The organism is SAR86 cluster bacterium, from assembly GCA_023703535.1.
Classification (GTDB): Bacteria; Pseudomonadota; Gammaproteobacteria; order Magnimaribacterales; family TMED112; genus TMED112.
Genome location: CP097967.1, coordinates 125,568 through 139,988 on the forward strand (window position 1 = coordinate 125,568; position 14,421 = coordinate 139,988).

Here is a 14,421-nt window from a genome sequence, read left to right on the forward strand (position 1 = left end):
AAATATCTTTTTTTATATTTTATTTGTTAACGTGTAAGTCGCTATAGCAGCTGCTATAGAAATATTTAATGATGATGTCTGTCCAATTTGCTTGATTTTCAATACTTCATCACAGTTTTTTAAAACTAATTGTTTTATGCCCTTTTGCTCATTGCCAAAAACGAATACATTTTTTTCAGAGGGCACTAATGTATTTATATCTTTTTTAGCATGCTCAGAAAAACCAGTTACCCAATAATTATTTTCTTTAAGTTTGTTTATGGTCTGACTTATGTTTGCAACTTTGTATAAATCTAAATCGTAGACACCTCCTGTTGAGGTCTCTATAACAGCCGTGTTATTAAAATCTGCGGAATTATTTTTAGGAATAATGACTGAATTAATGCCAAAAAATGATGCAGTCCTTAAACAAGATCCTAAATTTCTTGTATCCTGAACCTCATCAAAAATAAGAACTGATTTCCCTATTTCATAATTTGCCGATTTTATATCCCTAACTGCAGGCTCTTTACATGCTGCGTAAAAGTCTTTCGATTTATTTAAAATTTTTATACCAGATTGTTTCGCATTAACAGCTAATTCAGAAATCTTTTTATCTTTAGGGTTAGGGATATTAATGAATTCAATAATCTCGGGATTAGATTCAATCAGAGTCTCAATACAGTAAAAGTTTTTTATATTTATTTTCATACATAAAACAGCGATATTTTGCCTTCAAGCTCCATAACATTATCTATACCAACTGAAATCTTGTCACCCAAACAAAAAGTATTAGCCCTTCGTTTACCTGATAATATTTTATCTCTTGCATTGTATTTATAGTTATCTTTTGGCAACTCAGTTATATGTAGAAGGCCTGAGGTATATAATTTTGGCATATCTACGAAAACTCCAAAGTCTTTTACGCCAGTTATAAAACCATCAAAAATTTGACCCCTAAAATTTGCAGCATAAGAGCACAACATGTTCTGTTGTACTTGTTTAGATGCAAACTCTGATGATCTTTCACGTTCAGAGCAATGCATTAATAAATCGTCCAAATCCTCTATTTCACAATTAAGCTTATTTAATTTTGCAATTATCATGCGATGAACAATAAGGTCTGGATACCTTCTTATTGGAGAAGTAAAGTGTGTATATTTTTTATATTTCAAACCAAAGTGACCAATTTCTTTTGTTGAATATTCAGCTCTTTGCATAGACTGCAATACAACTGCGTTTAGAATGCTTTTATCACTTCTTTTTGAAAGATTTTTTATAAAAATATTGAGATTATCAACATCTTCAATACTGCCCTCCCAATTAATATTTCTTCTTTTTAGAATCTGGCTAAGTCTATCAATTTTATAATTCTCAGGATAATCATGAACTCTGTATATTCCTTGACTGTAATTTTTATTTAAAAAATCAGCTGCACAAATATTTGCAGAGAGCATAAATTCTTCGATTAATTTATGCGACATTAATCTTGTCCTATTTTTTAATTCTTGAATTTTTCCTTCTCTATCAAAACTCATATAAGGCTCATCAAGTTCAAAGTCTAATGCACCTCTTTCTGCTCTACGCTCTAAAAGCTTTGACATTAAAATTTTTGCTGAATCGAGTGACTCCTTGTATTTTTCTCCATTGAGATTGATTTTATTTTCTAAAAAATCTTCAACTTTGTTGTAAGTGAGGCGTGCACAAGATTTAATTTCACTTCTGTGGAATGTATATTTTTCAATATTGCCTGCCTTATCAAAATTAATCTTAACTATTAAAGTTTTTCTTAAGACTCCCTCTTTGAGCGAGCAAAGATCATTTGATAGTTTTTCTGGAAGCATAGGTAGAACTTTTCGAAACATATAAGTTGAAGTGGCCCTTGCTCTCGCCTCCATGTCTATAGCCGAATTTTCTTTCACATAAAAAGATACATCTGCAATAGCAACATAGAGCTTAAATCCATCGGGAATTAACTTACAAAATATTGCATCGTCAAAATCCTTAGCATCCTCACCATCAATTGTTACAAAGGGCAATTCATTAAAGTCTTCCGAATTGACCTTTTCATCACTCAGAAGTTTTGATTCAGTCAATACCTCCTGAGGCCAAATTTCTCTGAGAGAGTAGTCGTAAATGGCTTTATTGTGAAATTTTTGTAAATTATTTTCGTTTTTCATTTTTTTTTAAAAACAATCCTTAAATTAGCCATTATGAATAAATTGATTTTTAGTTTATTTGTGGTCATTTTATTAACCAGCATCTTATTTGTTATGAATTTTAAAAAACCAATTTCAAATCTTTCACAAGATGATATCCCAAAAACTGTTGTTAAGCCCTATAAGCCAGATTTAAATTATCCAGATTTAGTGATCGAGGGTATTGAAAAAGCATTGAAGGAAAATAAGCAACCACTCATTATTTTTGGAGCAAATTGGTGCCCAGATTGCATTATTCTTCATCAAATTACACTTATTCCTCAAATGGCAAAATTTATAAATGAAAACTTTGAGCTAATTTATGTAGATGTTGGGGATTATCGTGATGGCTCAGAACCAAAGAACAAGCAGATATTGCTTAATTACGGAATTGCTGAATTGGAAGGAGTGCCAACAATAGTTGTTTTATCAAAAGATTTGAAAGTGCTAAATAAAGATAGTTCGACACAATGGCGCAATGCAAGAGAAAGACAGCCTTCTGAGTTTTACTTCTATCTAAATAACTTTCTAGGTTGATTTAAAAATCTCATCATCACTTTTGAAAGATTTAAACTCTAAGGAGTTTCCGAAAGGATCTTGAAAAAACATTGTTTTTTGTTCGCCTGGTTTTCCCTCAAATCTCAAATAAGGCTCAATAACAAACTCAAGCTTACTTTCTTTAATTTTTTCAGAGAGCAAGTCAAAATCTTGCCAGTCAAGAATTACACCAAAATGTGGTATTGGAACCATCTTTCCATCAACTTCTTTACTTACTTTTTTTGGCACATCGCCAATATGGCAAACTAATTGGTGACCAAAAAAATTATAATCTACCCAATTTTCTGAAGAGCGACCCTCATTGAAACCAAGAAGATTTCCATAAAAGTTTTTTGCCTTTTCAATACAGTCTACGGGAATGGCTAGGTGAAATGGTCTAAGTTTTTGCATTATCTTTTATTCTTTGTTTTTTCTTCTCATATGTATCTTCCCATGATTTTCTAAAAGAGTCTGACATTCTACTTTTTATATCTTCAAGGTTAGAGTTTTTCCATGCATCTGTAGTTTCATCTTTTTTCCATTTAATTCTTTCATCTTTTGTACGCATACAACCTAGACATTTATTTTGAGAATCATACTGACAAATAGAAATACATGGCGAAACTATTTTGTTGAACTTTTTTTTCATTTTAGAAGTATTATATTTTATTAATGAAATACAGACTTTCAATTATTCTTTTTTTTCTAACATGCTCTTTATGGGCAGATGATTTAAGGAATGAAATGTCTGCATCATTAAAATCTTTAATGCCTAAAGTAATTGAGTGGAGACATGATATTCATGAGTTTCCAGAACTATCAAACAGAGAATTTAGGACTTCAAAAAAAGTTGCAGATCATTTAGAGAGTTTGGGAATTGAGATAGAGACAGGAATAGCATATACAGGTGTTGTTGGAATAATTAAAGGAGGAAAACCTGGACCAACAGTTGCACTTAGAGCTGACATGGATGCCTTACCTGTAGAGGAAAAGACTGGACTTCCCTATGCATCAAAAGTAAGAACAACTTATCTTGGAAACGATGTAGGTGTCATGCATGCATGTGGTCATGATGCACATGTTGCAATTTTGATGGGGGCTGCAGAGTTTTTAGCAAAACATAAAGAGCAACTTGAAGGCAATATCATGCTTATCTTTCAACCTGCTGAAGAAGGTCCACCTGAAGACGAAGGAGGTGGAGCTAAGATGATGCTTGAAGAGGGAATATTTGAAAGATATCAGCCTGAAGCAATTTTTGGCTTACATGTAACTAATATGCCTAATGGACTAATTGCTGTAAAGCCTGGACCAGCAATGGCAGCAGCATCTGCTTATAGAATTTCAATCAAAGGCAAACAAGCTCATGGCTCTGCTCCATGGGCGGGAATTGACCCAATAATGGCAACTGCAGAATTAATTCAGTCTTTAAATACAGTTGTAAGTCGAAGAATAAATATTATTAATAATCCTGCGGTTATTTCAGTTGGCATAGTCGAGGCAGGCACAAGAAATAATATTATTCCAGAAGATGCCATGATAATGGGAACCATTAGAACTTTTGATCCAGAATTAAGAAGTGAAATCTACAGTGAAATTGAACAACTTGCAGAAGGTGTTGCAGTTGGAACTGGTACAACAATAAATGTCGAATTTGATGTAGGTGGCTTCTTTCCAGTTACTTATAATCAAGAAGATCTAGTCAAGAAATATTCATCAACTCTAAAAGAAGCTTCTAACGGAAAATTCATGATTTCTGATGTTCCGACTACAGGCGCAGAAGATTTTTCATATTTTTCCCAAGAAATACCTGGCATGTACTTTTATTTAGGTGTAAACAGACCAGGCAAGGGAGAGGCATCTGGCGAATTCAACAGAAGGTCTGATGTTGCAGGAAATCATTCACCTTATTTCATTGTTGATGATGAAGCATTAGACGAAGGCGTTAGAGCAATGAGTTTTCTTGCAATTGATTACCTTAAGAATAATTAAGTAAAACATTATCTACAAAATTGAGCATTAATTTATGTGAATCTGGTGTTTCTACAAGAGAGTCTAAGACTTTATTAAATTCTTCTTCACCAGAAGTGTACTTTGCCTTATAGATTGCAAGTCTTTCAAAAACTGTAGCTCGATCTACTTCAGGATGAAATTGGAATGCCCAGAGTGGTTTATCTCTTAATTTAAAACTATGTAAACATTGTTGTGTGTATGCTAAAAGATCAAGATTTTCTGGTAAGTCATCTGCATATTGTTGATGAACCGAAAGAGCATAGAATCCTGATTTAACCCCTTTAAAAACAGGATCAATATTTGCTAAATTTGTTGTTTTAATAGGTATGCTTCCCATCTCATAATCAGCATCTTTGCTTTTTATTACTCCATCAAAAGCTAGTACAGCTAATTGAAACCCAAAACATGAAGCAAAAGTTGGTATTGCATTTTCTCCAGCAAATTTTATTAGTCCTACAGAGTCTTTTATGAATGGATATATTTCAGGTTCAAGTACATTAGCTTCACTAGCTCCACCAACATACAAAGCATCATAACCATTCAATACATCTGTAGAAAAATTTGGCTTATCAAAAACATTAAGTATATCTATTTGGTTAAGTTCCAATTCACTGTATTTTGCGAAGCTTTCATGCTCTTCTTTGCGCACTTTCTGATCATCCCTTATCTGTAAAAGGAGTATTTTTAATTGATCTCTTGTTTTATTAACCATTTCGCAAATTTATTTTTTACCATAAATGATATAGAATACAACTATGATTCAATACTTAATCGTGGGGGCGCTTGGGTTAATATCTCTCACAACAATGTGCTTGTTCCTTTTAGTTAAAGAAGGAACTAAAGGTATTAAATCAAAACCATACAAAACTAAAAGTGGAATTGTTCATACCGCTGAAAAATTTCGAGAAAATCATTTAGTTTAAATTTACATAATGAGAGCCATTCTTTTTTTACTTTTAACCTCTTATGTATTTGCAGAGAGTAATTTTGATTTTTCAAAAAAATTTTCGGGCACTTTCAATGGGAAAAAGCTGGAATACACTGCAAAAGTTTATGAAAAAGTAATTTTTGAACGAGATGACTCAACAAAACCTTTAGCTTCTTTTGTCGTCACTGAATACAGTGTTGATAATCAAAAAAATAGACCAGTCATGTTTAGTTTTAATGGAGGTCCTGGATCTGCATCATTGTGGTTGCATATGGGAGTTTTAGGTCCAAAAGTGGTGAAAGTTCCAAGCGACGCAGGTGATGATGGTTCTCCTCCATATAATTTAACAAACAACAAATTATCGCCCTTAGATAAAGCTGATTTAGTTTTCATTGATCCAATTGGGACTGGCTATAGCAGACCATTGGGTGAACATGAAGGAAAAGAATTTTGGGGAGTAAAACAAGATGCCGTAGTAATAGCAGAGTTTATTCGAAGATGGATTAACGACAATAAAAGATGGAATTCTCCAAGATATATTTTAGGTGAGAGTTATGGTGGAATAAGAGGACCATTATTGGTATCAGAGTTGAGAAGTGGCGTTTTAACAAACATCGAAGTCAACGGCCTTCTCTTAGTTTCACCTGCTGCTGATATGCAATATATAAGATTTGCTCCAGGAAACAATTCCCCACATTATGGCTATCTTCCAACTTATGCAGTAACTGCCTATTATCATGGAAAGGTAGATACAGATTTGACTTTGCTCGAATTTTACGAAAACTCAAAAAAATTTAGTCTAGAAAAATATGGTCCAGCTTTATTAAAAGGTACAAGAATTTCTCAAGAAGAATACGACGAAATAGTTAAAGAATATTCTTTTTATACTGGTTTAAGTGAAGAGTTTGTTAGGAATTCAGATTTAAGAGTTGAAGCGTCTGATTTTAGAAAAGAGTTATTACGTGATGAGGGTTTTTCTGTTGGAAGAGCAGACTCAAGATACAAAATGAAAGATTATGTAGCTGCTGGTCAGTATCCTGATACGGATGCTTCAATGGAGGGTTTCTCTTCTGCATATGTATCTGCATTACATACATGGTTTTCTGAGATTGGTGTTGAAACTGTGATGCTGTACCAGAGTAGTGATAGAGATTTATATAATAACTGGGATTGGAACTCCACCCAAGATCAAAAATGGCCTAGATATGTAAACCCAACACCACATATTGGTTATGCTCAACGTGGAAATGAAGAATTTAAAGTTTACGTTTCTTGTGGAATTTATGATTTAGCTACACCTTGTTTTACTGCTGAAAATTTTCTTTATGACAATGGGGTCGATATGGAAAGAGTTATTTTTTCTGAATTTGAAGCAGGACATATGATGTACAATCATCAACCTTCATTTGATCGTTTTTTAAAGGAAGTAAATAATTTCTTAAAAGAATAAGTCACAATTCTGCAAATTAATTCTATTTTTCTTCAAAGTTCTTATTAATTGTTTTAAATTGTAATTATGAATATTCAAAAGTTTTTTATTGGACTACTTGTAGTCACATTCTCGTTATCAATATTTGCAGATCATCACAAAGGTGATGGTATGAAAGACAAAGGAGCTAAAAAAGGGATGATTGCCAAGAAAATGGTTGAATCAGGTTATAAAGGTAAAGATCCATTTCTAAAGATGGTGAAAAAACATATGGCAGATGATGGATATCAATACCCAAGTCGTTTTGTTGGTTTTGGATTCTATTATGACCCAAATGGAGACCAGCCTGATGTTGTAATTTCAACTGTTGAGGGAAGCTCAGCATCAGAGGCAATGAAAGTTGGAGACGAAGTATTGTCAATTAATGGAGTTAAAGACTGGAGAAATACTGATCCAGAGGCAACAAAAGTTGGTGATGTATGGAATGTGAAAGTCAAAAGGGACGGCAAAGAAGTAGACCTTGAAATGGCAAGAACAGTCGTGCAGCCAAGAACTGATAAGGCCACTTTTGTGGAAAATATTGAAGGAGCTGATGCAGAACAATGGGGATCAAGCTTGATCGAATACAGAATGATTGATGTTGCTGTAGGTAAAGAAGTAGCTTATGTACTTCATTGGAGAAAAGATTTAGATGAGGAGTCTGGAGTAGAAGCAGAAACCTATATTGTTACAAGAGTTGGATTTGATGAAAGTGGCAAAGTTAATTTTATTGGTGCTCTTTCAGAGGATGAACTTTTGTTAAGGCAGACTGGTTGGTCTATAACTAGATAATAAAATTCATTTCTTAAGGCGCTATTTTTATGGCGCCTTTTTTTCTTTTAAAAAAAATCATTTTGTTTTATGGTTTTAGGATGGATATTAAAAAAATTATTGTTGGACTCTCAGTAGTCCTAATTTCGTTATCAATTTTTGCAGACCACCACAGAGGTGGAATGAAGTCTATGGCAGCTGTAGCTGAAAGCTGGGTAAAAGCACAATATACCAGTAAAGAAAAAACATTAGCTATGGTTAAAAATCATATGGCTGAAGATGGAGTAAGTTTTTCTGGCAGATTTGTAGGTTTCGGTTTTAACTGGGATCCGCAAAATGAAGAAGGAATGATTGTTACAAGAGTAATTCCTGGTTCACCTTCAGAAGGAGTTTTAGAGGTAGGAGATAAATTTGTTTCTGTTAAAGGTGTAAAGGTTACTGAAGATAATATTAATACAGGGAAGCTTAGCTTTTCTGGATTACCTGGTGAGCCCGTTGATGCTGTTGTTATGAGAAATAATAAAAGGGTAAAAGTATCTGTAACTAGAGGAATTGTAAATCCAACTTGGTCCAAAGCTCAGGTATTGGAAAATATTGAATCTGCAGATGCAGAGGAATGGGCAAGTAATTTAGTTGATTACCAAATTGGAGATGTAGTAGTAGATAGAGGAAAAAATATTGCATATGTCTGGCATTGGTCAAAATCTAAAGATGAAGTTTCTGGAAAGGAAGCAGAATCACATAACTTCACTAGAATGCGATTCAATGAAAATGGTATGGTACAAGGCTATTGGAGCTTATCTGAAGAAGAGCTAGTTTTAAGGCAAACTGGCTGGACAATTACTAGATAATTATGTAATATAAAAAATGTAGAAATAAGGATTGGAAACAAAACTTAGATCTGCAAAAAAGACACCAAGAAATTGGTGTCTTTTTTTTTGTGATGGCTTTAATTTTTTTTATAAATGTATAGACAATTATTAGAAGATTATGTAATATAGAAAATGTAGAAATAAGGTTTGGAAACAAAACTTAGATCTGCAAAAAAGACACCAAGAAATTGGTGTCTTTTTTTTTGTGTTGGAGCCACCTGTCAGAGTCGAACTGACGACCTACTGATTACAAATCAGTTGCTCTACCAGCTGAGCTAAGGTGGCTAGAAGACTGAATTCTACAACATAATATTTTCATAGTGAAGTTGACTTTAACTTTCTAGAATTTTATAAAAAGCAACCTGTGCCTTTTAGGTTGCAATACCCATCTGGATTTTTTGCTAAATATTGTTGATGATAATCTTCTGCTGGAAATGTTTTAGTTTCAATCTTAATTTCGGTAGTTATTGGACCAAATCCTTTTTCATCTAATTTAGTTTGAAACACTTTTTTTGAAATATTTGCTGCATCTAATTGGTGGCTGTCTTTGCAAAAAATTACTGATCTATATTGCTCCCCAATATCATTACCTTGTCTCATCCCTTGTGTTGGATCATGACATTCCCAAAAGGTTTTAAGAATTGTTTCAAATTTGATCTGCTTTTGGTCATAAAAAACATTTACTGTCTCAACATGCCCAGTTACTCCCATACATACTTCCTCATAAGTTGGATTATCTCTTCTTCCTCCTGAGTAGGATACATAAGTTGTCCATACTCCCGGAAGTTCCCAAAAAAGCCTTTCAACACCCCAAAAACATCCAGCTCCTAAAATTATTTCTTTTACTGATTCTGGATAGGATTTAAATAACTCTCTATCAGTGACATAGTGTTTCATTAAGATAATTATATATGTATTGACTAACAAAAATGGAAGTTGATAATAACTACTTCAACTCGGAGGGGTTGGGGAGCGGTCAAACCCAGCAGACTGTAAATCTGCCGCCTCGTGCTTCGAAGGTTCGAATCCTTCCCCCTCCACCATTTTTTAGTTTTTTTTAAAACTAATATAATGGTTGAAGCTTTGCTTTTTAGGGTTTATGATATGCGCTCATATAGCTCAGCAGGTAGAGCACTTCCTTGGTAAGGAAGAGGTCACCGGTTCAAATCCGGTTATGAGCTCCAAACATAGAGGTAATTATGGCTAGAGAAAAATTTGATAGAAGCTTGCCACACATAAACGTGGGTACAATTGGACACGTTGATCATGGTAAGACAACGTTAACAGCAGCACTTACAAAGGTGTGTGCTGATACATTTGGTGGTGAAGCAGTCGCTTTCGAGGGTATTGATAATGCACCTGAAGAGAAAGAAAGAGGCATAACTATTGCAACATCACACGTAGAATATAGTAGTGATCAAAGACATTATGCTCACGTTGACTGTCCAGGTCACGCTGACTATGTCAAAAATATGATTACTGGTGCCGCTCAGATGGACGGCGCTATATTAGTAGTTAGTGCGGCGGATGGCCCAATGCCACAAACAAGAGAACACATACTTCTGGCTAAACAGGTTGGGGTTCCTAATATTGTTGTTTATCTAAATAAAGCAGATATGGTTGATGATGAAGAACTCATTGAACTTGTAGAAATGGAAGTTCGTGAATTGCTTAACAAATACGATTTTCCTGGCGATGATACTCCAATCATAAAAGGAAGTGCGCTTAAAGCTTTAGAAGGTGACGCTAAGTACGTAGAAAGTGTTGTTGAATTAGTAAAATCTCTTGATTCTTACTTCCCAGAACCTGAAAGACCTATTGATAAGCCTTTCTTAATGCCTATCGAGGATGTCTTTACTATTTCAGGTAGAGGTACTGTTGTGACAGGTAGAGTTGAAAGAGGAATCGTCAAGACAGGTGACGAGTTGGAGATTGTTGGGATTAAAGATACCGCAAAAACAACTTGTACTGGTGTTGAAATGTTCAGAAAAACACTTGATGAGGGTCGAGCAGGAGAGAACTGTGGTGTGTTACTTAGAGGAACAGAAAGAGATGACGTTGAAAGAGGTCAAGTTCTTGCTATTCCAGGTTCAGTGAAGCCACATACAAAATTTACTGCAAAGATCACTGTTTTAAGTAAAGAAGAAGGTGGAAGACATACACCATTCTTTAAAGGTTATAGACCACAATTTTATTTCAGAACTACTGATGTTACTGGTGAAGTTAATTTACCTGACGGTGTTGAAATGGTTATGCCAGGGGATACCGTTGACGAACTTAACTGTGAACTTATCGCTCCAATTGCTATGGAAGAGGGATTGAGCTTTGCTGTAAGAGAAGGTGGTAGAACTGTAGGCGCAGGAATTGTGCTTAAGATTGTTGCCTAAATTTTTAAAGGTTTCTTTAGAAGGTTATAATAGGAGATCGCAAAGGCCTGTAGCTCAATTGGCAGAGCGGCGGTCTCCAAAACCGCAGGTTGTGGGTTCGATTCCCTCCAGGCCTGCCATTTAAAACAATGAACAGCACTCTTAATAATATTCTCTGGATTTCTTCCCTGATATTAGGGTTTGCAGCTGTTATATTATTCACTTACTTAGAGGATCTCGGTTTGCTATATCGAGTGCTTATATTAAGTGGTTTATTATTTGCTTCCTTGGGGCTACTTTCTAGAACTGAATTTGGGAAAAATGCAATGAAGCTTATAGTTGACGCAAGAACAGAGGTTTCTAAGGTTGTCTGGCCTGGAAGAGGTGAAACAACTCAAATGACTGTTGTGGTTTTAATAATGATTTTGATTTTAGCTTTAGTTTTCTGGGGCCTAGACTCATTGTTATCATTTCTCTCGAAATTTATTCTGAGTTAAATTATGGACTGGTATATCATTCAAGCTTATTCTAACTGTGAAAAAAAAGTAAAAGCAGCACTAGAAGAGCGCATAGATATTTCGGGGTTATCTTCAAAGTTTGGTGAAATTATGATCCCTACCGAACAGGTAACAGAGTTAAAAAAAGGTCAAAAAAGACAAATCGAAAGAAAGTTTTTTCCTGGATATATGCTTGTACAGATGGAATTAGATGATGATACATGGCACTTAGTTAGAAAGACACCGAATGTAATGGGTTTTCTAGGTGGAAATAAAACAAGACCAAGTCCACTCACTGAAAATGAATTAAATAAAATAGTAAATAGAGTTGATGAAGCTGTAGAGCAGCCAAAATTCAAAACAGTATTTGAATCCGGAGAAACTGTGAGAATAAACGATGGGCCATTTAATGATTTTAATGGTGTTGTTGAGGAAGTTGACTATGAGAAAAATCTTATTAAGGTTTCTGTAAGTATTTTTGGTAAATCTACTCCTGTAGAATTAAATTTCTCGCAAGTAGAAAAGGTATAAGAATGGCAAAAGAAGTGATGACAATAATAAAACTGCAAGTTCCTGCAGGAGGTGCAAATCCAAGCCCACCAGTTGGTCCAGCTTTGGGCCAGCATGGACTAAATATAATGGATTTTTGTAACGCCTTTAACGAAAAAACTAAGGAAGTTGAAAAAGGTCTGAAAGTTCCTGTTGAGATTACAGTTTTTGAAGACAGAACATTTACATTCATAACAAAATCACCTCCAGCATCAATTTTATTGAAAAAAGCTGCTTCAATTCCTAAAGGAAGTGGAGAGCCAAATAGAACAAAAGTGGCAAGAATTTCTTTAGAAAAAGTTAAAGAAATAGCTGAGATGAAGATGGAAGATTTAAATTCAAATGATATTGAATCTGCTATAAAAGTAATAAGTGGTACGGCTAGAAGTATGGGTATCGAAATTAAAGGAGTTTCAGATTCTGGTCAAGAAATAGTAGCGCCAGAGGAAGCAGCACCAGCAGACGCTACAGCAGAAGAAGAAGTGCCAGCAGAAGATGCAGCACCAGCAGAAGATGCTCCAGCTGATGTGAAAGAAGAAGAGTCAAAATAATTATGAAAGAAACAAAATACAAAAAAGCCTTAGGTGCTCTAGACGAAGATAAAAGTTATAGCACTGAAGAAGCGCTGGAATTAATTCTAAAACAGCCAAAAAGAAAATTTCAAGAAACTGTTGATATTTCAGTATGGTTAGGAATAGATCCAAAGAAATCTGAGCAAAACATACGAGGTTCTCTAACTCTTCCAAACTCATTGGGTAAAGAAGTTAAAGTTGCTGCTTTTGTAGATTCAGATAAAGCTGATGAGGCAAAAAAAGGCGGAGCAGATTTTATTGGATTAGATGATTTGATAGAAAAATATAAAGATGGAAATATAGACTTTGATGTTGCTATCACTACTCCAGCTCAAATGAAGAATGTATCTAAACTTGCAAAAGTTTTGGGTCCTAAAGGTTTAATGCCGAGCCCTAAATCTGGGACTGTTACGGAAAATATAGATAAAGCTGTCAAGGAAATAAAACATGGACAAGTAAGGTTTAAAGCAGAACAAGAAGGTATAGTGCAAGGCACTATTGCAAATGTAAGTATGAAAAAAGTTCAACTTAAAGAAAATTTTGATTCTTTTATTAATGAACTTAAAAGATTGAAACCTGCTTCTTCAAAAGGAATATATTTTAAAAGTGTTTTTCTCTCGACAACTATGGGTCCAGGGTATAGAATTGACACTTCTCAATTTTGAGATATCAAAGACTGTAGGTGCCTTGCTTAATTTCCTACATAGATAAATCAAATGATTATCTATTAATGTCTTTAGTAAAAATATAAAAATGGCTTTAAGTGTAGATGATAAAAAAAGAATTGTAGCCGACATTAGCAGCTTTGCTAATGATTCAAGCTCATTAGTCCTTGCAGATGCAAGGGGTTTAAATGTTTCCGAAGCCAATCAACTAAGATCGGAAGGACATAAATCAAACGTAAAATTTGTTGTAGTTAAAAATACATTGGTCAAGCTAGCATTTAAAGGAACAACATACGAAGGTTTAGATGACTATCTAACAGGACCCACAATGTTAGGTTTTTCTTATGATGAACCAGGTGCAGCAGCAAAAATTCTTAGAAAATATTCAAAGTCGAACGAAAACCTAACAATAAAAGGTTTATCGGTTGATGGAGTGCATCTCGAAGGCTCAGAAATAGACAAATTAGCCTCATTACCAACATTTAATGAAGCTATTTCAAAAATTGCTGGACTTTTGAAGGCACCTTTGGGTAAAATTGCATCTCTCATGAATGAGATTCCTTCAAAGTTTGCAAGAACCCTTCATGGTGTAAAAGAGCAAAAAGGTTAAGGAGATATAATGGCAACGAAAGAAGAAATATTAGAATCTATATCCAAAATGTCTGTAATGGACCTTGTGGATCTTATTAAAGAAATCGAAGAAAAATTTGATGTATCAGCTGCGGCAGTAGCAGCTCCAGTTGCAGTCGCTGCAGGCGGTGCAAGTGCGGAAGCTGGTGGTGAGGCCGCTGAAGAAAAAAGTTCATTTGACGTCGTATTAACTGCTTCAGGAGATAAGAAGGTAGCAGTTATTAAAGCCGTTAGAGCGGCTACAGATCTTGGACTAAAAGAAGCTAAAGATTTAGTCGATGGTGCTCCCAAAACTGTGAAAGAAGGAGCAAAAAAAGATGAAGCTGAAGCTTTGGTTGCTGCTTTACAAGAAGCAGGAGCTCAAGCAGAAATGAAATAA

Annotated in this window: 18 protein-coding genes, 4 tRNA genes and 1 pseudogene; 16 read left to right on the forward strand and 7 right to left on the reverse strand. The window is 34.6% G+C overall.

Annotated features, from left to right (window positions below; genetic code table 11):
* Nucleotides 1-12: 12 nt before the first annotated feature.
* Both M9B42_00680 and M9B42_00685 read right to left on the reverse strand, forming a co-directional pair.
* Nucleotides 13-690 (reverse strand): RNA methyltransferase, encoded by a 678-nt coding sequence (locus M9B42_00680; protein URQ64371.1) that lies wholly within the window; start codon nucleotides 688-690, stop codon nucleotides 13-15.
* Nucleotides 687-2,159: a VacB/RNase II family 3'-5' exoribonuclease gene (locus M9B42_00685; GenBank protein ID URQ64372.1), complete on the reverse strand. Its 1,473-nt coding sequence runs from the start codon at nucleotides 2,157-2,159 to the stop codon at nucleotides 687-689. The genes M9B42_00680 and M9B42_00685 overlap by 4 nt, the downstream gene beginning before the upstream one ends.
* 33 nt (nucleotides 2,160-2,192) lie before the next feature.
* On the opposite strand from M9B42_00685, the gene M9B42_00690 reads away from it, so the two are divergent.
* Nucleotides 2,193-2,714 carry a thioredoxin family protein gene (locus tag M9B42_00690; GenBank protein URQ64373.1) on the forward strand — a complete coding sequence of 174 codons (522 nt, stop codon included), beginning with the start codon at nucleotides 2,193-2,195 and terminating at the stop codon, nucleotides 2,712-2,714.
* Here M9B42_00690 and M9B42_00695 read toward each other — a convergent pair.
* Together M9B42_00695 and M9B42_00700 are read right to left on the reverse strand one after the other, a co-directional pair.
* Nucleotides 2,706-3,125: a VOC family protein gene (locus M9B42_00695; GenBank protein URQ64374.1), complete on the reverse strand. Its 420-nt coding sequence runs from the start codon at nucleotides 3,123-3,125 to the stop codon at nucleotides 2,706-2,708. The genes M9B42_00690 and M9B42_00695 overlap by 9 nt on opposite strands.
* On the reverse strand, nucleotides 3,112-3,363 hold the full coding sequence (locus tag M9B42_00700; protein ID URQ64375.1) for a DUF1289 domain-containing protein: 252 nt from the start codon (nucleotides 3,361-3,363) through the stop codon (nucleotides 3,112-3,114). The genes M9B42_00695 and M9B42_00700 overlap by 14 nt, the downstream gene beginning before the upstream one ends.
* 23 nt (nucleotides 3,364-3,386) lie before the next feature.
* On the opposite strand from M9B42_00700, the gene M9B42_00705 reads away from it, so the two are divergent.
* Entirely contained in the window at nucleotides 3,387-4,703 is a 1,317-nt protein-coding gene (locus M9B42_00705; protein ID URQ64376.1) for an amidohydrolase, read from the forward strand.
* On the opposite strand, the gene M9B42_00710 is transcribed toward M9B42_00705, so the two are convergent.
* Entirely contained in the window at nucleotides 4,690-5,436 is a 747-nt protein-coding gene (locus M9B42_00710; protein URQ64377.1) for a type 1 glutamine amidotransferase, read from the reverse strand. The genes M9B42_00705 and M9B42_00710 overlap by 14 nt on opposite strands.
* Nucleotides 5,437-5,479: 43 nt before the next feature.
* Between M9B42_00710 and M9B42_00715 the strand changes: the two genes are divergently transcribed.
* The 4 genes from M9B42_00715 to M9B42_00730 all read left to right on the forward strand — a co-directional run bounded on the left by M9B42_00715 (nucleotide 5,480) and on the right by M9B42_00730 (nucleotide 8,742).
* Nucleotides 5,480-5,647 carry a hypothetical protein gene (locus tag M9B42_00715; GenBank protein ID URQ64378.1) on the forward strand — a complete coding sequence of 56 codons (168 nt, stop codon included), beginning with the start codon at nucleotides 5,480-5,482 and terminating at the stop codon, nucleotides 5,645-5,647.
* Between the two features lie 9 nt (nucleotides 5,648-5,656).
* Nucleotides 5,657-7,102 (forward strand): peptidase S10, encoded by a 1,446-nt coding sequence (locus M9B42_00720; GenBank protein URQ64379.1) that lies wholly within the window; start codon nucleotides 5,657-5,659, stop codon nucleotides 7,100-7,102.
* 66 nt (nucleotides 7,103-7,168) lie between these two features.
* The gene (locus M9B42_00725) at nucleotides 7,169-7,912 is read left to right on the forward strand and encodes a hypothetical protein (GenBank protein URQ64380.1); all 744 of its coding nucleotides are present in this window, start codon (nucleotides 7,169-7,171) and stop codon (nucleotides 7,910-7,912) included.
* A 29-nt stretch (nucleotides 7,913-7,941) separates the two neighbouring features.
* Complete coding sequence (locus M9B42_00730) at nucleotides 7,942-8,742, forward strand: PDZ domain-containing protein (GenBank protein URQ64381.1); 801 nt, start codon at nucleotides 7,942-7,944, stop codon at nucleotides 8,740-8,742.
* Between the two features lie 230 nt (nucleotides 8,743-8,972).
* On the opposite strand, the gene M9B42_00735 is transcribed toward M9B42_00730, so the two are convergent.
* A tRNA-Thr gene (locus M9B42_00735) sits at nucleotides 8,973-9,048 on the reverse strand.
* Nucleotides 9,049-9,111: 63 nt separating this feature from the next.
* The gene (gene msrA / locus M9B42_00740) at nucleotides 9,112-9,660 is read right to left on the reverse strand and encodes a peptide-methionine (S)-S-oxide reductase MsrA (GenBank protein ID URQ64382.1); all 549 of its coding nucleotides are present in this window, start codon (nucleotides 9,658-9,660) and stop codon (nucleotides 9,112-9,114) included.
* Nucleotides 9,661-9,721: 61 nt separating this feature from the next.
* Here msrA and M9B42_00745 point away from each other — a divergent pair.
* The 10 genes and pseudogenes from M9B42_00745 (at nucleotide 9,722) to rplL (ending at nucleotide 14,421) form a co-directional block, all read left to right on the forward strand.
* A tRNA-Tyr gene (locus M9B42_00745) sits at nucleotides 9,722-9,806 on the forward strand.
* A gap of 65 nt (nucleotides 9,807-9,871) precedes the next feature.
* Nucleotides 9,872-9,947: transfer RNA gene (locus M9B42_00750), tRNA-Thr, on the forward strand.
* Between the two features lie 15 nt (nucleotides 9,948-9,962).
* Complete coding sequence (gene tuf, locus M9B42_00755; GenBank protein URQ64383.1) at nucleotides 9,963-11,150, forward strand: elongation factor Tu; 1,188 nt, start codon at nucleotides 9,963-9,965, stop codon at nucleotides 11,148-11,150.
* Nucleotides 11,151-11,193: 43 nt separating this feature from the next.
* Nucleotides 11,194-11,269 (forward strand) — tRNA-Trp (locus M9B42_00760).
* A 9-nt stretch (nucleotides 11,270-11,278) separates the two neighbouring features.
* Nucleotides 11,279-11,626, forward strand: a complete 348-nt coding sequence (secE, locus tag M9B42_00765) for a preprotein translocase subunit SecE (GenBank protein URQ64384.1) — start codon at nucleotides 11,279-11,281, stop codon at nucleotides 11,624-11,626.
* 3 nt (nucleotides 11,627-11,629) lie between these two features.
* Nucleotides 11,630-12,157: a transcription termination/antitermination protein NusG gene (gene nusG / locus M9B42_00770; GenBank protein ID URQ64385.1), complete on the forward strand. Its 528-nt coding sequence runs from the start codon at nucleotides 11,630-11,632 to the stop codon at nucleotides 12,155-12,157.
* Nucleotides 12,158-12,159: 2 nt separating this feature from the next.
* Nucleotides 12,160-12,582: pseudogene (gene rplK, locus M9B42_00775) on the forward strand (50S ribosomal protein L11).
* A gap of 143 nt (nucleotides 12,583-12,725) precedes the next feature.
* Nucleotides 12,726-13,412 carry a 50S ribosomal protein L1 gene (rplA, locus tag M9B42_00780; protein ID URQ64781.1) on the forward strand — a complete coding sequence of 229 codons (687 nt, stop codon included), beginning with the start codon at nucleotides 12,726-12,728 and terminating at the stop codon, nucleotides 13,410-13,412.
* Nucleotides 13,413-13,500: 88 nt separating this feature from the next.
* Nucleotides 13,501-14,022, forward strand: coding sequence for a 50S ribosomal protein L10 (gene rplJ, locus M9B42_00785; protein ID URQ64386.1), 522 nt, complete (start codon nucleotides 13,501-13,503; stop codon nucleotides 14,020-14,022).
* A 9-nt stretch (nucleotides 14,023-14,031) separates the two neighbouring features.
* A complete protein-coding gene (rplL, locus tag M9B42_00790) occupies nucleotides 14,032-14,421 on the forward strand; it encodes a 50S ribosomal protein L7/L12 (GenBank protein ID URQ64387.1) in 390 nt (129 codons plus the stop codon).